Annotated in this window: 14 protein-coding genes; 3 read left to right on the top strand and 11 right to left on the bottom strand. The window is 65.3% G+C overall.

All coding sequences use genetic code 11. The annotated features are described in order from the left end of the window. Window positions 1–40 precede the first annotated feature (40 nt). Window positions 41–4309: a DNA-directed RNA polymerase subunit beta' gene (gene rpoC / locus AC1RT8_RS16325; protein ID WP_493076705.1), complete on the top strand. Its 4269-nt coding sequence runs from the start codon at window positions 41–43 to the stop codon at window positions 4307–4309. Between the two features lie 203 nt (window positions 4310–4512). Here rpoC and AC1RT8_RS16330 read toward each other — a convergent pair whose 3' ends face one another. The 7 genes from AC1RT8_RS16330 to AC1RT8_RS16360 all read right to left on the bottom strand — a co-directional run bounded on the left by AC1RT8_RS16330 (window position 4513) and on the right by AC1RT8_RS16360 (window position 13654). Beyond that, on the bottom strand, window positions 4513–5148 hold the full coding sequence (locus AC1RT8_RS16330) for a TetR/AcrR family transcriptional regulator (protein WP_493076706.1): 636 nt from the start codon (window positions 5146–5148) through the stop codon (window positions 4513–4515). Beyond that, window positions 5145–6269, bottom strand: a complete 1125-nt coding sequence (locus AC1RT8_RS16335; RefSeq protein WP_493076707.1) for a hypothetical protein — start codon at window positions 6267–6269, stop codon at window positions 5145–5147. The genes AC1RT8_RS16330 and AC1RT8_RS16335 overlap by 4 nt, the downstream gene beginning before the upstream one ends. Before the next feature lie 144 nt (window positions 6270–6413). Beyond that, the gene (locus AC1RT8_RS16340; RefSeq protein WP_493076708.1) at window positions 6414–7556 is read right to left on the bottom strand and encodes a DSD1 family PLP-dependent enzyme; all 1143 of its coding nucleotides are present in this window, start codon (window positions 7554–7556) and stop codon (window positions 6414–6416) included. Further along, entirely contained in the window at window positions 7556–8809 is a 1254-nt protein-coding gene (locus AC1RT8_RS16345) for a D-arabinono-1,4-lactone oxidase (protein ID WP_493076709.1), read from the bottom strand. The genes AC1RT8_RS16340 and AC1RT8_RS16345 overlap by 1 nt, the downstream gene beginning before the upstream one ends. Next, window positions 8806–9972, bottom strand: coding sequence for an SO2930 family diheme c-type cytochrome (locus tag AC1RT8_RS16350; protein WP_493076710.1), 1167 nt, complete (start codon window positions 9970–9972; stop codon window positions 8806–8808). The genes AC1RT8_RS16345 and AC1RT8_RS16350 overlap by 4 nt, the downstream gene beginning before the upstream one ends. Before the next feature lie 10 nt (window positions 9973–9982). Then, the gene (locus AC1RT8_RS16355) at window positions 9983–11221 is read right to left on the bottom strand and encodes a parallel beta-helix domain-containing protein (RefSeq protein ID WP_493076711.1); all 1239 of its coding nucleotides are present in this window, start codon (window positions 11219–11221) and stop codon (window positions 9983–9985) included. Between the two features lie 18 nt (window positions 11222–11239). Next, window positions 11240–13654: a TonB-dependent receptor gene (locus AC1RT8_RS16360; RefSeq protein WP_493076712.1), complete on the bottom strand. Its 2415-nt coding sequence runs from the start codon at window positions 13652–13654 to the stop codon at window positions 11240–11242. Between the two features lie 288 nt (window positions 13655–13942). Here AC1RT8_RS16360 and AC1RT8_RS16365 point away from each other — a divergent pair, with 288 nt between their 5' ends. Both AC1RT8_RS16365 and AC1RT8_RS16370 read left to right on the top strand, forming a co-directional pair. Further along, window positions 13943–15076 carry a nucleoside hydrolase gene (locus AC1RT8_RS16365; RefSeq protein ID WP_493076713.1) on the top strand — a complete coding sequence of 378 codons (1134 nt, stop codon included), beginning with the start codon at window positions 13943–13945 and terminating at the stop codon, window positions 15074–15076. Between the two features lie 206 nt (window positions 15077–15282). Continuing rightward, window positions 15283–17493, top strand: coding sequence for a TonB-dependent receptor (locus tag AC1RT8_RS16370; protein ID WP_493076714.1), 2211 nt, complete (start codon window positions 15283–15285; stop codon window positions 17491–17493). Window positions 17494–17583: 90 nt separating this feature from the next. Here the strand turns inward: AC1RT8_RS16370 and AC1RT8_RS16375 are convergent, their stop codons facing one another. From AC1RT8_RS16375 to modA, 4 genes are all read right to left on the bottom strand, one after another. Beyond that, complete coding sequence (locus AC1RT8_RS16375) at window positions 17584–17856, bottom strand: hypothetical protein (RefSeq protein WP_493076715.1); 273 nt, start codon at window positions 17854–17856, stop codon at window positions 17584–17586. Window positions 17857–18099: 243 nt separating this feature from the next. Further along, complete coding sequence (locus AC1RT8_RS16380; protein WP_493076716.1) at window positions 18100–18702, bottom strand: ATP-binding cassette domain-containing protein; 603 nt, start codon at window positions 18700–18702, stop codon at window positions 18100–18102. Next, the gene (gene modB / locus AC1RT8_RS16385; protein WP_493076717.1) at window positions 18692–19381 is read right to left on the bottom strand and encodes a molybdate ABC transporter permease subunit; all 690 of its coding nucleotides are present in this window, start codon (window positions 19379–19381) and stop codon (window positions 18692–18694) included. Before modB ends, AC1RT8_RS16380 begins: the two co-directional genes overlap by 11 nt. A gap of 128 nt (window positions 19382–19509) precedes the next feature. After that, window positions 19510–20280 carry a molybdate ABC transporter substrate-binding protein gene (gene modA / locus AC1RT8_RS16390; RefSeq protein WP_493076718.1) on the bottom strand — a complete coding sequence of 257 codons (771 nt, stop codon included), beginning with the start codon at window positions 20278–20280 and terminating at the stop codon, window positions 19510–19512. Between the last annotated feature and the right edge of the window lie 80 nt (window positions 20281–20360).

Below are 20360 nucleotides of genomic sequence, written 5' to 3' on the forward strand. Positions count from 1 at the left end.
AGTCCCGCCCCGCATATTTTTCCCTGGAGGGAATTGAGACATGAACGAACTGACCAACTTCGCCAATCCGGTGGCCAAGCCGGAAACCTTCGACCAGATCCAGATCGGGATCGCCTCGCCCGAGCGCATCCGGTCCTGGTCGTTCGGCGAGATCAAGAAGCCGGAAACCATCAACTATCGTACGTTCAAGCCCGAGCGTGACGGCCTGTTCTGCGCGCGCATCTTCGGTCCGATCAAGGACTACGAGTGCCTGTGCGGCAAGTACAAGCGCATGAAGTACAAGGGCATTGTCTGCGAGAAGTGTGGCGTCGAGGTCACCGTCTCGAAGGTCCGCCGCGAGCGCATGGGCCATATCGAACTGGCCGCCCCGGTCGCGCACATCTGGTTCCTGAAGTCGCTGCCGTCGCGCATCGGCCTGCTGCTCGACATGCAGCTCAAGCAGCTCGAGCGCGTGCTGTACTTCGAGGCCTATATCGTGATCGAGCCGGGCCTGACCCCGCTCGAGAAGTATCAGCTCCTCACCGAGGACGAATTGCTCGACGCGCAGGATGAATATGGCGAGGACGCGTTCTCGGCCGGCATCGGCGCAGAAGCGGTCCGCATCATGCTCGAGAGCCTCGATCTCGAGGGCGAGCGCAAGGACCTGCTGGAAGAGCTGGCGGTCACCAAGTCCGAGCTGAAGCCGAAGAAGATCATCAAGCGGCTGAAGGTGGTCGAGAGCTTCATCGATTCGGGCAACCGCCCGGAATGGATGATCCTCGAGGTCGTCCCGGTCATCCCGCCCGAGCTGCGCCCGCTGGTGCCGCTGGACGGCGGCCGCTTCGCAACGTCGGATCTGAACGATCTGTATCGCCGCGTGATCAACCGCAACAACCGCCTGAAGCGGCTGATGGAGCTGCGCGCGCCGGACATCATCGTCCGCAACGAAAAGCGCATGCTGCAGGAGGCGGTCGACGCCCTGTTCGACAACGGCCGCCGCGGCCGCACGATCACCGGCGCCAACAAGCGTCCGCTGAAGTCGCTGTCCGACATGCTCAAGGGCAAGCAGGGCCGCTTCCGCCAGAACCTGCTCGGCAAGCGAGTCGACTATTCGGGCCGTTCGGTCATCGTGACCGGACCTGAGCTGAAATTGCATCAGTGCGGCCTGCCGAAGAAGATGGCGCTCGAGCTGTTCAAGCCGTTCATCTACGCCCGCCTGGACGCCAAGGGTCTCTCCATGACCCTGAAGCAGGCCAAGAAGTGGGTCGAGAAGGAGCGCAAGGAAGTCTGGGACATCCTCGACGAAGTCATTCGCGAGCACCCGGTCATGCTCAACCGCGCGCCGACGCTTCACCGTCTCGGCATCCAGGCGTTCGAGCCGGTGCTGATCGAAGGCAAGGCGATCCAGCTTCACCCGCTGGTCTGCTCGGCCTTCAACGCCGACTTCGACGGTGACCAGATGGCCGTGCACGTCCCGCTGAGCCTCGAGGCCCAGCTGGAAGCGCGCGTGCTGATGATGTCGACCAACAACATCCTGTCGCCGGCGAACGGCAAGCCGATCATCGTGCCGTCGCAGGACATGGTCCTGGGCCTCTATTACCTCTCGATGATGAAGGAGGACGAGCCCGGCCAGGGCATGCTGATCTCCGACATGCAGGAGGTCCATCAGGCGATCGAGGCCGGTGCGGTGACGCTCCACACCAAGATCATCAGCCGCGTTCCGCAGACCGACGAGGCCGGCAACCAGTATCTCAAGCGCTACGAGACCACCCCGGGCCGCATGCTGCTCGGCGAGTGCCTCCCGAAGAGCTCGAAGGTGCCGTTCGACACCGTCAACCGCCTCCTCACCAAGAAGGATGTGGGCGACGTGATCGACGAGGTCTATCGTCACACCGGCCAGAAGGAGACCGTGCTGTTCGCCGACGCGATCATGGCACTCGGCTTCAAGCACGCCTTCAAGGCGGGCATCTCGTTCGGCAAGGACGACATGATCATTCCGGACGCCAAGGTTCCGCTGGTCGACGAGACCCGCGCCCTGGTGAAGGACTTCGAGCAGCAATATCAGGACGGCCTGATCACGCAGCAGGAGAAGTACAACAAGGTGATCGACGCCTGGAGCCGTTGCGGCGACCAGGTGGCGAACGCCATGATGGACGAGATCAAGTCGGTGAAGAAGCTGCCCAACGGCCGCGAAGCCCCGATCAACTCGATCTACATGATGGCCCATTCCGGTGCCCGCGGTTCGCAGGCCCAGATCAAGCAGCTTGCCGGTATGCGTGGCCTGATGGCCAAGCCGTCGGGCGAGATCATCGAAACGCCGATCATCTCGAACTTCAAGGAAGGCCTGACCGTCCTCGAATATTTCAACTCCACCCACGGCGCCCGCAAGGGTCTCGCGGATACGGCGTTGAAGACCGCGAACTCGGGCTACCTGACCCGCCGTCTGGTCGATGTGTCGCAGGATTGCGTCATCATCGAGAATGATTGCGGCACCGAGCGTGCGCTGGAAATGCGCGCGATCGTCCAGGGCGGTTCGACCATCGCGTCGCTCGGCGAGCGCATCCTCGGTCGTACGACCGCGGAGGACATCGTCGACACCAAGACCGGCGAGATCGTCATCCCTTCGGGCACCCTGCTCGACGAGCCGATGATCGTGCAGATCGAGGCGATCGGCACCCAGGCGGTGAAGATCCGTTCGCCGCTGGTCTGCGAGACCAAGATCGGTGTCTGCGGCAAATGCTACGGACGCGATCTGGCCCGCGGTACCCCGGTGAACATCGGCGAGGCTGTCGGCGTCATCGCCGCTCAGTCGATCGGTGAGCCGGGCACCCAGCTGACGATGCGTACCTTCCACATCGGCGGCGCGGCGCAGCTCAACGAGCAGTCGAACCTCGAAGCGGTTGCCGACGGCACGATGGAATATCGCGACCTTCGCATCATCATGGACCAGCGCGGCCGCCGCGTCGTGCTGAGCCGTTCGGGCGAAGTCGCGATCGTCGACATGGATGGCCGCGAGCGTGCGGTGCATCGCATCCCGTACGGCGCGTACGTGATGTTCGACGACGGCCATATCGTCTCGAAGGGCGACCGGATGGCGGAATGGGATCCGTTCACCATGCCGGTGATCACGGAAAACCCCGGCATCGTGAAGTATGTCGACCTGGTCGAGGGCAAGACCCTGACCGAGCAGGCAGACGAAGCGACCGGCATCTCGCAGCGTGTCGTCACCGAATATCGTGCCGCGACCAAGTCGAAGGAGGATCTGCGTCCGCGCCTTACCCTGCTCGACGAAGGTTCGGGCGAGGCCGGCCGCTACATGCTCGCACCGGGCGCAACGCTCTCGGTCGAGGACGGTGCGCAGGTCCAGGGCGGCGACGTTCTGGCGCGTGTCTCTCGCGAAGCCGCGAAGACGCGCGACATCACCGGCGGTCTGCCGCGCGTCGCCGAGCTGTTCGAGGCGCGCAAGCCCAAGGAAAACGCGATCATCGCGAAGGTCTCGGGCCGCGTCGTGTTCGGCAAGGACTACAAGGCCAAGCGCAAGATCGGTATCCAGCCGGACGATGGCAGCGAGGTCGTTGAGTATCTGGTGCCGAAGTCGAAGGTGATCGACGTCCAGGAAGGCGATTACGTCAAGCGTGGCGACAATTTGATCGGCGGCTCGCCCGATCCGCACGACATTCTCGAGGTGCTCGGCATCGAGCCGCTCGCTGAATATCTCGTGTCGGAGATCCAGGAGGTCTATCGTCTCCAGGGCGTGAAGATCAACGACAAGCACATCGAGGTGATCGTTCGCCAGATGCTGCAGAAGGTCGAGATCACCGATGGCGGCGACACCACGCTGCTGGCCGGCGAGCAGGTCGATCGCGACGAGATGGACGACATCAACTCGAAGATCGCCAAGAACCAGACCCCTGCACAGGGCAAGCCGGTTCTGCTCGGCATCACCAAGGCGTCGCTGCAGACCCGCAGCTTCATCTCGGCGGCGTCGTTCCAGGAAACCACCCGCGTCCTCACCGAGGCGGCGGTCCAGGGCAAGCAGGACACGCTGATCGGCCTGAAGGAAAACGTCATCGTCGGCCGCCTGATCCCGGCGGGTACCGGCGCGGGCATGAACCGCCTGCGGGTCGCGGCCTCCAGCCGCGACGCAGCGCTCCGCGTCCAGCAGCGTCGTCTGCAGGAAGTGCTCATCGCCCCGAATTCGGCGGCGGAAGAGCGTGCGGCCGAGTTGCAGCGCGACGTGCGCGACGACACGGGCAGCGATGCCCTGGCGTCGGTCACGACCTCGGGCACCGGCACCGACGAGGATGCCGGCGAGTATCTGAACAACTGATCCAGTCGTTCAGCGCTGACATGAATTACCGCCGTCCGGGGTTGCCCGGGCGGCGGTTTTTCTTTGTGCGTTGAGGTCGCGCTAGCGCATCGAGCGTAAAATCAGAGCCACCCCATCCGTTCGTTTCGAGCGAAGTCGAGAAACATTGATCGGGCGCCAAGCAAGGTTTCTCGACTTCGCTCGAAACGAACGGGGAGAAATGCCTAGTCCGCAGCCCGAACCGCACTATCCGCCTGCAGGATTCGCGCGACCCGGCTGAACACCGCGTCGGCCGAAACCCGCGTCTCTTCCTGCAGCATCTCGTCCGCCGCGAAGCCGAGTTCGACCGACAGCCGCACTTCCTGCCACAGCGCTTCACGATCGGCGTCGGGCAGCCAGCGCATATAGGCGTCGACCAGCTTGTCGGTGACGTAGCGGTGCGATTCCAGCCGGACATGCACCAGCCGCGGCGACGCGTGCAGCGCGCGCAGGATCCACACCGCGCCCGGCTCGCTCTGCGTCACCGCGGCGGTTTCGCGCAGCAATTCCTCGATACCGCCGCGCAGCGCATCGATCCCCTTATCGACATGGCGCGCGATCCACTGCTCGAGCACGATATTCTGCCGTGCCATCAGGCGCAGGCCGAGCGCCTCCAGCACATCGTACTTGTCCTTGAAGTACCGATAGAGCGCCGGCGGCGTCAGGCCTGCGCGCGAACAGATCATGTTGGTCGAGATGCGATCGATGCCGACCTCGGCAAGAAGATTCCCGGCGACGTCAAGCAGCAACTCATAGGTCTGCTGGGAGCGCTCCTGCTTGGGGCGCGGACGCTTCTCGCTGGCGAGCCCGGATATCGTCACAGCTCTCCTATCGTCCTCCGCATGAAAACGGCGCCGATCAGCGCCGTTATTCCGGCAATCGCGCAAACCGCGCCGAACCACAACACATGCGCGACATCCCCGTCCCCGATCAGCACGCCCGCGAACAAGGGGCCGAGGCTCGATCCGGTCAATTGAGCGCCGCCGATCAGCAGCGCCGAGCGCCGGCTGGGGTCGGCGGCGATGGCGATCGGGATCTGGAACGGCAGGGCGAACAACCAGAGGAAGCCGAACGCCGCCGTCGCCGCCACGAACGCTTCGGCCGAGGGCGGCGCTCCCATGATCGCCAGCAGGCCGAGATTGATCAACCCGATCACCATGATCGTCCCCCGCGCCGGCAGGCGCCCGGCAAGCAGGGTCGCGGCGCCCGCCCCCAGCACCTGCATGCCGAGCGAAAGCGGCGCGACGAGATGGATCGTCGCCTGGGAGACGCCCCGCTCGAGCCCGAGCGGCTCGATATAGACCCAGACCGCGACGATGAAGGCGAGGTAGAGCACGACACCGCCCAACGCGACGAGGCCGGGCAGCGACGGCAGACCGCCCGTGTCGTCGCTCGCCGCCAGGGGCGGATAGGCGTGGGGCAGCCAGGGCAGTGCCAGCAGGCCAGCCAGGGTGACGGCCCCAAGAGTGGTGAACCCGCCGCCGCTGGTCGCCGCGACATAGCCGATCGCGCTGGCCAGGGCGAACTGCGCCAGGGTCTGCACCGCCAGATAGATGCCCGACCAGCGCTCGGGCCGATCGGTGCGGATGATGAAGCCGATCGCGATCCAGATCAGCACCCCCTCCCCCAGCCCGGCCATGATCCGGGCGCCGAACAGCGACCCGGTGCCGAGCAACGGGGTCAGCAGGTCGGCGCCAGCGGTCACCAGCAAGGCGGCGCCGGCAATCGTACGGAGCCGGGTCACTGGAAGGACGAAGCCGGAGGCGCCGGCCGCGATCCCCATCGCCAGCAATTCGACCGTGGCAAGGATGCCGAGCGCCGCGACCGACAGCCGCCCCTCAGCCGCCAGCGCGCCGAGCAGTTGCGGCTGAAGCCCCGGGATCAGCACGCCGATCACCCCGATGACGAATATCGCCAGCACGCGATCGGCGGAGAGATTCATCGGATGCTTATCCCGTTCGAGTGAGCCGTAGACATCCACAAAGCGGCACCATCTGCTTCCTTGTGCTCCCGCGAAGGCGGGAGCCCAGACTGGGTTCCCGCCTTCGCGGGGACACAAGAAAACCCCTGTCGCAGCATTATGGAGTCACCTGGCCCGCCCCCTCGCGCTGACCGGCCATATCTCCATCAACGTATCGCCGCAGACGACATGGTAATGGTCGTACAGGTTCACCGTCGGGTCGCAGTGCGGCACGGTCAGGCTCACCGGATCGCCCGGGCGCAGGCGCGTGCCGATATCGGGCGCGATAAGCGCGGCATGTTCGTCGCCCATGAACATGAACATCGTCCCGGGCGCGGCACCGCGCTGCACCTGCGCCGCGCCGCCGTCGGTCGACAGCGACTTGAAGCCGGCGTCGATCGTGACCAGCGCGTCATGGTTCGCGCTCACCACCCGAGCATCGACCGAGAGCGAGGTCTCGAACGGCGGCACCGGCCCGTCCGCCAGGTCGCAATCCAGATATTGCTTGTCCATGAAGACATAGGATCCGGTCTGAAGCTCAGTGAACAGGCCAAGCTCGAGATCGATATGATGCGTGCCGGTGCCCGATCCGGTGACGATCTCGGGCTGATATCCCGCCTCGGTCAGCGCGGCGATCACGGTCTGCAGATAGTCGGTGCGGTCGACGATCGCGGCCCGCCTGGCGGCATAATCCTCGATATGCTGCTGCATGCCGCAATAATATTGGACGCCGCGACAGGTCAGGTTCGAGGACCTCGCGATCGCTTCGGCCACCGCAACCGCAGCCTCTGGCGAGGGCACGCCGGTCCGCCGGATGCCGGGGTCGACGTCGATCACCACCTCCAGCATCGCCCCCGCGGACGTCAGCGCATCGTCCCACCTTTTCACCATGTCGGGATTGTCGATCGCCGCCATCAGCCCGATCCCACGCTTCGCCAGCGCCGCCAGCCGCTCGATCGCAGCGGGCGCGCTGACCGGCGAGGTGATCAGCAGCCCGGTGATCCCGCCATCGGCCAGCACTTCGGCCTCGCCGATCTTGGCGCAGCACAGGCCGATCGCCCCGGCGGCGATCTGGCGCCGGCCGATATCGACGCTCTTGTGCGTCTTGGCATGGGGGCGCAGCGCGACGCCCCGCGCATCGGCAAAGGCCTGCATCGTGGCGATGTTCCGATCGAGCTTCTCGATGTCGAGCACCAGCACCGGGGTGTTGAGCGCACTCCGCGACCCCTGCTGGCCGATCAGATGCGCGTGGAGGGCCAGGTCGTCCATTACGAGAACAGCTCCGTCATGTGTTTGTTGAGGAACTTGCCGGTGGGATCGACGGCGCGCCGCACCGCGCGATAGCGTTCCGCCATCGGATAGAGCAGGTCCACATCGGCGCGCGTCAGCGTATGGCGCTTGGCCCAGTGCGGGCGTCCGCCATGCTCGCGGAAGATCGCCTCGGCATCGGCGAACAGGCCGCGCCACGGCATCTTCGCATATTGATGCATCGATATCGCCGCGACCGGGCCGTTGTTCATCGGGCTCATCCAGATGTCGTCGGCCGCAACGACCCGGAACTCGAACGGAAAAGCGACGGGCAGCCTCTTGCGCCGGATCCACGCCACCACCGCGTCGAGCGTCTCGAGTCCGACCTTGCGGGGCATCTCATATTCCATCTCCTCGAACCGGATCGTGCGATCGGACGGGAAGATGGCATGGGCCGGTCCGCGCCGGCGGCCGTCCATGTTCGTCTTCATCATCATCCGCTGCAAAGTCGGGATCAGCGGCGGCATCCAGGCGCCGAGGTTGAGCAGATGGCGGAACGTCGCTTCCTCGATATCGCTGGTGGAAGCGGGCGGATCGCAGGGATCGCAGTGCCGGAGCGTCTTCAGGATCACGCTGTCGGCATGCGGGAACAGCCAGAACTCGATATGCCGCTCCTGCTCCACCAGCTCGTCGAAACGTTCGCGGATCTCGCCCCAGGGTCGTTTCTCGATCCGCTCGACGAGATGGAAGGCGGGCACCAGTTCGACCTCGATCTCGGTCGCGATGCCGAACAGGCCGAGCGACAGGCGCTGCGCCTGGAACAGATCGGCGTTGGTGGTGGCATCGCACCATATCGCCACGCCATCCGCGCCGATCAGCCGGAAGCCACGCGCGAAAGTGGAGAGATTGCCCAGGTCACGGCCCGTGCCATGCGTGCCGGTGCCCATCGCCCCGGCGAGCGATTGCGGGTTCACGTCGCCCTGGTTGGCCAGCGCCAGCCCTTCGTCCCACAAAGCCGCGGTCAGGCGCTTGATGCTCCATCCGGCGGGGATGCGCGCGGTCCTGCGGTCCGGCGCGACGGTCATCGTGCCTGCCATGTCCTCCAGGCACAGGATCACCCCGTCCGACTGGCACAGCGGCATGAACGAGTGCCCCGCCCCGACCGCGCGCGCGTTGCGGGCACCGCGCACTGCGACCGTCAGTTCGGCCTCGGTCTTGGGCCGCAGCACCGGCGCGCTCGCCGTGACGCTGCCGGACCAGTTCGCCCAGCTCATCGTGCCCCCTCTCTCGGTCCGTCATTCTCGGTGCAGTCGCCCTTCAGCGCGGTGATGTAGCGGGTCACGAGATCGACCCCTTCCTTGTGCGACAGGCTGCGGCCGAGTTCGGGCATCATCACGCCCGGATCGGTGCTGGCAAGGCGGAAGGGCAGGATCGAGTCATCGGGCTTGCCCGGCACCACGTCGAACGGCCGGTCGCCGGTACCGCGCCCCGCCGCGACCGGCGGCTTGCACATCCCCAGCAGCCGCGCGTCGCTCGTCGCGGCATCGAGCCACAACCCCGAGGTCCGCGCCGCGCCGACGCGGTTGTGGCAATGGCTGCAATTGATATCGAGATAGGCCCGTCCCCGTGCGTCGATGCTCGCGCCGGCATCCTGCCAGTTCGCATCCTGCGGCACGCCCATGCTCGGCACGCCGGTGAGATAGCCCTTCGCCACCAGCCGCCCGAGCTGGTTGATCTCCCCGCCCTCCCCCGGGAAGGTCCGGTTGAGATGGCGCGCCTTGAGGCCGATCGGCGCGATCGCGCGGGTGCGGAAGTCCTGCACATGGCATCCGCCGCACTGGTTCTGGTTGGGCACGCTATAGTCGAAGGGCGTGCGCGTGGTGCCGTCGATCAGCGTGAGCGGCACATCGGCGCCGGTGCGCTCCAGCACGGCATCGGTGCCGTCCGCATTCCACACATAGGGCAAAGCCACCCAGCCGCTTTCGCGCCGCACCAGCAGCCGTGTCTCGATCAGCCGCACATGGCCGAGATCGAGCCCGTTCACCCCCGTCTGATAGGTCGCCGGCGTCACCTTCAGCACCTCGCCGCTGGTCTGCGGCGCGGCCGCGCCGGCGGGTGTGGAGAAATAGAAGGTCTTGGTGACGATCGTGCCGACCGGAAAGTCGAACCAGCGATCGGGATTGTAGGTCGCATGCACTCCCCTGGGCATCCAGATCGTGCGCCATTTCTGCGCATAGTCGCTGAACAAGGGCGTTTGCAGCTCATAGGTCACCATGTCCGGGCGGGCGGCGATGCGCCCGCCCGAGACGGTGAACAATCCCCAGTCGGACAGCTTCTCCGGATTGCCCTCGGCGTGGAAGGTCACCGCATCGGGCCGCCCGCCACAGGCACTCAGGAACAGCGCCGCGAGCAGCGTCGCGAGGAAACGCAGGGTCATGGGTTGCCGATCACGATGGCTTGCCGCTGTCCTTCGTCATCGCCGCGGGCAATGTGATCTCGGGCAGGCGGGCCGCGGGCGCGCAATCCACGCTGGTGTCGATCCGCGCCTTGGCGAACTTGCCAGGGCCGTCGACGTTGAGCAGCTTCGCCGCACCGTTCTGGACGCAGATTCCGGGCGTCTTCAGCTTGGGATTGGTGAAACCGTCCCACAACACATCCGGCAATCTGCCGCCGCCCAGTGCCTTCATCGGCGCGAAACGCCCGCCGGGGTCGTCGCCGCCGCCCGAAAAGCGATTGCCGGTGACGTAGATATTCTCCGGGAAGGGATCATAGGCCGCCGCGATCCCCGCCTTGGTGTCGAAGCCGGTCGAATAATAGCTCGAGATGATGACGTTCGCCGTCTTGTTGTCCTTCACGTCGTTGTCGAAGATCTCGACCTCGTCGTTCGAATTGACGATCACGCCCGAACCCGGCGGCACCGAGCTGACCGCGCTGCCCTTCGCACCGAAATTGGCGTGATTGTTGGCCACGACAGTGTTTTTGTAGACGCGCGTCTTGCTGCCCGGCACCGGCAGGTTCGGCATGTTGAACACCAGGATGCCGCCGGTATTCCCCGTCGCCGTGTTGCCATAGACATCGGCGTTGTTCGAATTCTCGATCTCGATGCCGGCGACGTTACCCTCCGCCCGGTTGTCGCGAACGATGATGTTGTTCGACTGGCCGACATAGATGCCGGCATCGGACGCACCCTTCACCACCGCGCCCTCGATCAGCACATTGGTCACCTGCACGGGGTAGAGGCCGTAGGCGCCGTTCGACGTCTTGCCCCCGCCAGTCCATTCGGCGCGCACGCGGCGGATCACGGTGTTCTTCACCCCGTTGACCTTCAGCGCGTCGCCCTTCGAATCCTCGAAGGCGAGGTCCTGGATGGTGAAATCGTCGCCGGTGACGAGCATGCCCTCGGCACCCGAAGCCTGTTTGGCGAAGGACAGGATGGTCTTGTCCATGCCCGCGCCCTTCACCGTCACGCCATTGGCGGTCAGGCTCAGGCTGCGGCTCAGCGCATATTTGCCCGCCGGAATGTCGATCACATCGCCCGGCTTCGCGTCGAGCAGCTTTTGCTGCAAATTCTTCTCGAAATCGGGGTCGATCACGAAGCCCTGCGCATCGGTCTTCGGCCCGCCGCTGCAGCCGCCCATCAGTGCCAGCGCCGCGACGCAGCCGAGCAATGCGATCCTGTTCGCCATCATTCCCTCTCCCTTGTTCTAGAACTTGAAGCCAAGCTCCACGCCGTAAAAGCCGGGCCGGTCGGCGCGGACATAAGGCGTCTCGAAAATATCCGTCGAGATGGTGTTGAGCGTGCGGTAATAACGCTTGTCGAGCAAATTCTCGGCATAGAGCGCGACCGAGACATGATCGCCGGGCGAGCGCCAGCCGATCTTGGCGTTGACGATATTGCGCGCCGAGCGCAGCGCCCCGAGCTTGGACCAGTCGACGAACGATGCGATCGAAGCGTCGATCGCGCGCTGTGCATCGTTCAGCCGCTGGTGCGAGGTATAGCTGTAGCTCGCATCGGCGAAGATCGATCCATGGCCGATGTCATGGTCGTAATGCGCGCTGACGATGCCGCGGAACGCCGGCTCGCCGGTCGGCTGGCCCGAGATATCGACGCCCTGTTCGATCCGCGTGACCCATTTCGACTCGATCAGGCCGGCCGTCACCCCAATCCGGAAATCGCGCGACACCACGAATTGAGTCTCCAGGTCGACGCCGTACGCTTCTGAATCGCCCGACCGGGTCACATATTGCGGCAGGCAGACCGTGCCGGGCGGGATCGGCGTCAGCTGGCAATTGGGGTTGGTGTTCGGCTCCAGGCTGATCGATTGCCGGTTCTTGTACTTGAAATAATAGCCCGAGAGATTGAAGCGCACCCGGCGATCGAACAACTCGGATTTGAATCCGCCTTCGAAATTCCAGACCTTTTCCGGCTCGAAGAAGGAGTTGATCTCGGTCGAGTTGAACCCGCCCGCCTTGTAGCCGCGCGACGCCGAGGCATAGAGATGCACGTCCGGCGTCGCATCATACTGAACCACGAAGCGCGGGCTGACGTCGCTGAACGCGGCGCGGCGGGTGAAGGGCACGCCCTCCAGCGCGCCCACGTCGAAGATCACGCCACTGGGGCCGACGGTCGCGCGGTAGAAGTCGGACACGCTGATCGGCACGTCCGGAAACAGCGGCGCGCCGATGATCGCGTTGTAGAGCGAACCAGGCGCCGAGATCGCGTCCAGCCCCGGCGCGACGAAGCCGCCATTGGTCCAGGTGAAGCGCTTCAGGTCGTGCGTGTAGCGGATGCCGGCGGTCAGGCTCAGCCGGTCGGTCAGCTTGTAGGTCGCGTCGCCGAACGCGGCATAGGAATCGTTCGCCGCGCGGTTGTTCATGTCCTCGCGGTACTCCAGCCCGAACACCGGCAGCCCGCCATAGAAATTGAGCAGCGAGAAGACGGGGAAGCCCGCCGCATCGCCCAGGATCCGATCGAGCGAGTCGGTGAGCAGGGTCGCCGCGCTGGTCTGCCGCCCGCGCTCGTGGAAATAGCTGACGCCCGCGATCGCGCTCAGTCGGTCATTGTCGAAACCGACGCGGAATTCCTGATAGAGGCTGCTGTTCTTCTCGATATTCTCGGTATCGAAATAGCGGGTCGGGTCGGCCGTGCCGTCCTCGTCCTCGCGATTATGCGTCTCGAAATGCTTGAACGAACTGATGCTGGTGAAGGTCAGCGGCCCGGCATGATGCGTCGCGGTGAAGGAGACCGCGTTCAGCACCCGCGTCTCCTTGTCGCCGATCGCGTCGTTGGCGAACGGGCCTGCGGGGTCGGTGCTGAGCGCGTGCGTGCTGATGCCGATCGCGAACGGGCCATCCTTGGCGGTATCGTCATGATCGTATGCCAGCACGAAATCGGTGTCGCTGGTCGGTGCCCAGCGTAGTGCGGCACGCCCCGACTTGTTGTTCTCGCCCTCGCGCTTCTCGCCCGTCAGCGCGTCGGTCAGATACCCCTTGCGATAGTTGGAGACGCCGTTGAGCCGCAGATAGAGCGTGTCGGTCAGCGGGATGTTCACCGTCGCATCGGCGCGTACCTTGCCGTAATTGCCGATCTGGAGCGTACCGACCAGTTCGCGGTTGGGGCTCGGCTTGTTGGTGATGATCGAGATCGCGCCGCCCGAAGTATTGCGCCCGAACAACGTGCCCTGCGGCCCCTTCAGCACCTCGACCCGCTTGATGTCGTTGAAGAAGATCAGCGACGATCCCGACCGCCCCGAATAGATGCCGTCGACGAAAATGCCGACCGACGGCTCGGTGCCGATGCCGAAATCGTCGGTCTGCACGCCGCGGATCGCAAAGCTCGGCTGGGTGACCGAGGTGTCGTTGATCGACAGGCCCGGCGTGAAGCTATCCAGATCGCCGATCGATTCGGCGCTGAGCGAGGCGATGGTCGCCGCGCTGAACGTGGTGACGCTGATCGGCACCTTCTGCAGCGATTGTTCGCGGCGCTGCGCGGTGACGACGATGTCCTCGACCTGCGGGCCTTCCGCCTGGGGCGTGGAGGGATTCTCCTGCGCGGCCGCGGGCACCGCCCAGATCGCAGCCACACCCATCAGCAACGTCGCCTTGCGCAATGTCGTCATCATCTGCTCTCCCCGAACGCGATAACGACTCGGAAGCTATCGCTACTTTGTAGCGAACGCTATCGTTTTTTCGGTTCGAACCATGTGTATGTTAACGAACGATATTTCTAGAATTTCGAACCGATAGCCGGATCACGGCAAGCCGGCGCCACCATACCGGAATTGCGAAACGCCCGATCCAACACGCCGCGTTGACGCGGGCCCCGGGCGCGGCGATGCTTGATGCCAGAAGCGCCACAGGCGCCGGACCGGGAGAGACATCGCTACTCTCGCATCAGGGGCCTTGCCGTGCGCTGCCTTCTCATCCTTTGCCTTGCCGCCCTCGCCTTGCTTCCCGGCGCCCCGACGCTCGCCCAGACCGCGCCGGCCCAATCCGCACCAGGCAGGCGCCTCGTCCTGATCGACGACGACCTGATCGGCCTGAACGGCGTGCCCACGCTCCTGCTCCAGGCGCCCGACGTCGAGGTGCTCGGCATCACCACCACCAGCGGATCGGTGTGGCGCGACACGGCGACCGCCTATGGGCTGCGCACGCTCGAGATCCTCCATCGCACCGACATCCCCGTCGTCCCCGGCGCGACCTATCCGCTGCTCAACAACCAGGAGGCGACCAAGCGGTGGGAGGGATTGTACGGCCGCCTCGTCTTCAAGGGCCCCTGGACGGACTATTGGCCCGGCGACACCGTGCAGAGCCATCCGGGCAATCCCTCGCCCGAAGTCGTGCCCGCCCTCCCGATCGGCAATCCGACGACCAAAGCCTCCTCCGAGATCGCCGCCGCCTTCCTCGTCCGCATGGTGCGCGCGCATCCGCACCAGATCACGCTGTTCGCGACCGGCCCGATGACCAACATCGCGATCGCGCAGAGCCTCGACCCAGGCTTCGCCGCAAACGTGAAGGAGCTGGTCTATATGGGCGGCAGCCTGCTGCCCCATCAGCTACTCGACGGCCCGTCGGCCGAACAGTTCGCCCGCGAGTTCGTCAACACGCCCCGCCGGGAATTCAACATCCGCTGGGATCCGGAAGCCGCGCGCATCGTCGCTCATGCGCCCTGGCCGAAGATCACCATGATCCCGGTCGATCCCTCAACCGGGACGCAGTGGACGCGCGCCTTCCTGACCAGCCTGAAGGATGCGAGGACGCCGCTCACCGACATGCTCCAGACCGCGCTCGAACCCGGCTATCCGATGTGGGACGAGATCGCGGCGATGGTGTGGCTCAACCCGGAGATCGTGACGCGCGCCGACACGCTCTATGTCGATTTCGATACCGGCCAGGGGGCGAGTTACGGCGACACCCTGTCCTGGACCCAGGCCTATCGCCCGCATCTCGGCGAACAGGCGCAGAAGGTCGTGCTCTCGATCGATCGCGCCGCGATGGAGGCGGCGATGCGGGCGCTCTACCGGCGGCCACTGCGACATTGAAGCAACGCCCCACCCAAGAAGTGCCGGATCGGCTGTAGCCCGTCTTGCCGCGCATTGCGGCTATGTTACGATTTCGCGTGAATTCCGGGACTCGCGGGATCTCAGGGAGCGGGTGCCCCATAAAATAGGGGATATCGATGTTTTCCAGGGCCTTTCGCGTCACCGCTTCCGTCCGCTCGCTTGCCGCGGGCGCCTCACTTCTCGCCATGACCCTCGCCGCCGCGCCAGCCTTGGCGGAAACCCCCGCGCCCGTCGCCGACGAACCGGCCCAGGCGTCCGATACCCAGGGCATACCGGATATCGTCGTCACCGCGACACGCCGGGCCGAATCGAGCAAGGACGTGCCCGTCGCCGTCACCGCGATCAGCGGCGAGAAGCTCGACGTGCTCAATTCGGGCGGCCAGGATGTCCGCCTCCTCTCCTCGCGCACCCCCAGCCTGCAGATCGAATCCTCGTTCGGCCGCACCTTCCCGCGTTTCTATATCCGCGGCCTCGGCAATACCGATTTCGATCCCAACGCGGCCCAGCCGGTGTCGGTCGTCTATGACGATGTCGCGCTTGAAAGCCCGATGCTCAAATCCTTCCCGATCTTCGATCTGGCGAACGTCCAGGTGCTGCGCGGTCCGCAGGGCACGCTGTTCGGCCGCAACACCCCGGCGGGTGTGGTGAAGCTCGAATCGACCAAGCCGGGCGGCGACACGCTGTCGGGCTATGCCAGCGGGTCCTGGGCGACCTATAACACAGTCAATCTGGAGGGCGCGGTCGGCGGTCCGCTCGGTGGCGGCTTCTCGTTCCGCGCAGCAGGCCTGCTCCAGCGGCGCGACGACTGGGTGACCAACACCTCGGCCACCGGCGTCGCCGACAAGAAGCTCGAAGGCTATCGCGACGCCGCCGCGCGCTTCCTGCTCGGCTATTCGAGCGGCGATTTCAACGCGCTGGTCAATTTCCATGTGCGCGATCTGGAAGGCACGCCGCGCGTCTTCCGCGCCGGCCTGTTCAAGCAGGGCAGCAATGATTTCTCGCCCGGCTTCGACAAGAGCAAGGTCGCGCTCGACGGCTATACCAGCCAGTCGATGAGCCAATGGGGCACCAACCTTCACCTCGATTATCATTTCGACGGGGTCGGCACGCTCTATTCGATCACCGCGTTCGAAAAGGCCAATGTCGAGAGCACCGGCGATATCGACGGCGGCAACAATTACGTCTTCCCCGCGCTCGGGCTGAACAACGCGCTGTTCCCCTCCAACACCGGTGGCATCACCCGTCCCGAGGAATTCAGCCAGGAACTGCGCTTCGCGACCGAGAATTTCGGCGGCTTCAGCGCCCAGGGCGGCGTCTATTATTTCCACCAGAAGCTGCGCTACAACGAATTCAACTATGCCTTCCCGGCGACCGGATCGCGCGCGGCGGACAATAATCAGAACATCTTCCACGACAACACGAACGAGAATTACGGCATCTTCGCCTCGGTCGAATACAAGGCGACCGACGCACTGACTCTGCGCGCCGGCGGCCGCTATTCGCACGACAAGCGCGACGACCGCATTTCGGGCTATTCGCCCAATCTGTTCGGTACCACCTTGCCGTCGCGCCTGGCGGTCAGCGACGGCGACTTCACCTGGGATGTGAGCGCGACCTACGCAGTCAACCCCGACGTCAACCTCTACGCACGGGTGGCGACGGGCTATCAGGGCCCGGCTATCCAGGATCGCGTGACCTTCGGTAGCCAGCAGACAAGCGCCAAGAAGCAGACGACGATCTCGGGCGAAGGCGGCATCAAAGGCGCGCTGTTGAACAATACGGTGCGCTTTGCCCTCGATGCCTATTGGTCGCGCACCAACGATCTGCAGCTCACCGCCGTCGGTGGGCTCAACAACACCGCACGGCTGCTCAATGCGGATCATGCGGTCGGCTACGGCGTCGAGGCGGAATTTGAAGCTCGGCCTGTGCCTCAGCTGACGCTTACGGCCAGCGGCAGCTACAACTTCACCGAGATCCGCGATCCTAATATTCGCGTCGGACAGTGTGGCTCGGCCTGCACGATGCTCGACCCGGTCTCCGGAGGCCTCGCCACGATCGACGGCAACGACCTGCCCCAGGCGCCACGCTGGGTCGCCAACGTCACTGCGCGCTACGGCGTGCCGGTCGGCAATGGCGAGGTCTATGTCTATACCGACTGGGCATACCGCAGCAGCATCAACTATTTCCTCTACGAAGCGGTCGAGTTCCGTGGCCGTTCGCTGCTCGAAGGCGGCCTGAAGATCGCCTACAAGACGGACAGCGGGTTTGAAGTGGGCGCCTTTGCGCGCAACATCACCAATCAGATCCGCAGCATCAGCGCGATCGACTTCAACAACCTGACCGGCATGATCAACGAGCCCCGCATCATCGGCGGCGAGGTGAAGATCAGCTTCTGACGGAACTCGCCGGCCGGACACGAAAGAGCCGCCGTCCGGTCGACCGGGCGGCGGCTCTTGGTTGGGCTCGGCCCTGTTGGGCCGGAGCGCTTACTTCGTGCCGAAGACCACGCCCTTGGCTTCCCATTCCGCCTTGGTGCGGCAGGAGCGCTTGGCGAGCATCGAGCCGGTCACCGTGGGATCGCCGGTGACAGTCGGCGAGAGGCAGATCTTCTTGGGCGCCTGCTCCGTGGTCGTCGGCTGGGCGTTGCCGTTGGTGCTGGTGTTGCCGCGGGCGCTGGCCATCGACGGGACGGCGGCGGTCGCGAGCATCGCAAAGGCAGCGATAGCGAAAGCAGGGCGGGTCAGGGTCGAACGGGTCATCTCAGGGTCCTCCATGGGGCAGTAACACAGGCGGGATTTGCTACCCGCAACTGTACTACTGCATTACCCATGCCAAACAGCGGCGTTACGTAGAATCAATGACTTAACACTACATAATAGTACGATACGAACCAGATTGTCCAAGAGTTTGGCCATTTACGCCAATTATAGGCACCCTTGCCCATTCAGGATTCGGACAGGAATGATCGGTGCCGGACAGTCGCTGTCCGCTATCGGACGCCGCTATAGCTGAACGATCCGCGTCCCGATGCGCTCCGCTTCCTCCGGGTCGTGCGTGACCATCAGGATCGGCATCTTCATCCGGTCGCGGATATGCTCGATCGCGCGCATCACTTCCTCGCGCCGCGGCCGGTCAAGCGACGACAGCGGCTCGTCGAGCAGCAGAAACCGCGGCGCGCTCAGCAACGCCCGCCCGATCGCCACCCTCCGTGCCTCGCCGCCCGACAGCGTCCGGGGCCAGCGATCGAGCAGCGCATCGATGCCAAGGAACGAAAGGGCATCGCCGATCGCCGTTTCATCCGGCGCGCCGAACAACAGATTGGCCCGCACCCTCAGATGCGGGAACAGCCGCGGTTCCTGGAACACATAGCCGCCGCGCCGGCGCTCCGGCGGCAGGTCGATACCGGCCGCCGCATCGAACAGCGTCTCGCCATCGACCCGAACATGCCCGGCATCCGGCACCAGAAGCCCGGCGATCATGTTGAGCACGCTGGTCTTGCCCACGCCCGACGGCCCGAACAGCACGGTCGCCCCCTCCCCGGCAACGAACTCGGCCGAGATATCCACGTCGCCGAGCCGTTTCGTCAAGGCGATGTCAAAGGACATGAAGCCCCCTCCCCGCCCGCCGCGCGAGCAGTTCGGACGCGATCAGCGCGGCCAGCGACAGCGCGACCGAGATCGCCGACAGCCGCCACACCATCGCCTCGCCGCCGGGCTGCTGGAGCGCCGAATAGATGGCGAGCGGCAAGGTCTGGGTCTGGCCGGGCACGTTGGAGACGAAGGTGATGGTCGCGCCGAACTCGCCGATCGACCGCGCGAAGCCGAGCACGGCGCCGGCCAGGATGCCAGGCACGCTCAGCGGCAGGGTGATTGTACGGAATACACGGCCGGGCCCGGCCCCCAAGGTGCGTGCCGCACCCTCGAGCCGCCGGTCGACCGCCTCGATCGACAGCCGCATCGCGCGCACCATCAGCGGCAGCGCCATCACCCCGGCCGCGATCGCGGCACCGGTCCAGCGAAACAGCACCGACACCCCGAACCAGCTCATCAGCCAGCCGCCGATCGGCCCGCCCGGCGCAAAGGCGATCAACAACAGCCAGCCCGTCACCACCGGCGGCACGACCAGCGGCAGGTGGATCAACGCATCGAGCAGCACCTTGCCCGGAAACCGCCAGCGCGCCAGCACCCAGGCGAGCGCAAAGGCGATCGGCAGGGTCACCACCATCGCCACCGCGCCGACCTTCAGCGACAGCAGCACGATGGTCCATTCGTCAGGGCTGAGCATGCGCGCGCGCTCCCCGACCCACAGCGTCGCCCCGGACTTGTTCCGGGGTCCATCGATCCACGGGCGCTGCCGCTTGTGGTGACATGGATGCAGGAACAAGTCCGGCATGACGGACGGGCTTCATATTCCTATCGCGCCGAAAAGCCGAACCGCACGAAGATCGCCTTGCCCTCGCGCGACACGAGGAAGCGCCGGAACACCTCGCCTTCCGGATTGGCCGAGGCCTTCAATCGCGCGATCGGATAGGTGATCGGCGGATGCGACGACGCCGGGAACACGCCTGCGATTCGCACCTTCGCCGACGCCCTGGCATCGGTCGCATAAACGATCCCCAGCGGCGCCGCCCCGCGCTCGACCAGCGCCAGCGCCGCGCGCACATTCTCGGCGCGCACCACGCTCGGGCTGACCGCGTCCCACACGCCGAGCTTCGTCAACGCAGCCTTGCCATATTTGCCCGCCGGCACGCTCTCCGTATCGGCCATTGCCAGCGGACCCGCGCCAAGCACGCGAGCCAGCGGCCCGCGCGCCAGCGGGATGGTCACCCGGCTCCCGGCGGATGCGACGATCACCAGCCGGTTGCCCAGAAAGTCGGCCCGCGTCGCGGGCACGATCAGCCCCTTCGCCGCCAGCGCATCCATCCATTCCTCATCGGCCGACACGAACAGATCGGCCGCCGCCCCCGCCTCGACCTGCCGCGCCAGCGCCGAGGAGGCGGCAAAGGAGATCACCGGTTTCGGATGCCCCTTGCGCGCCCAGGCATCGGCCGCGGCGGTCATCGATTCCTGCAGCGACGCGGCCGCCAGCACCAAAGGCGCACGGGCAGGTGGGGCGGCGGCGGTCCATGCCGGCCCGGCCGTCAACACCAGCAACGCGAGGAGCATGCGAACCAGGTGTTTCATCCAGACCGTCCCATCATTGTATACAATTTCTCTGGCGATTCTCTCCTCTATAGCCTAGCGCACGCCCCACACCATCGGCC

This window comes from Sphingomonas sp. GW821-FHT10F11 (genome assembly GCF_058809095.1).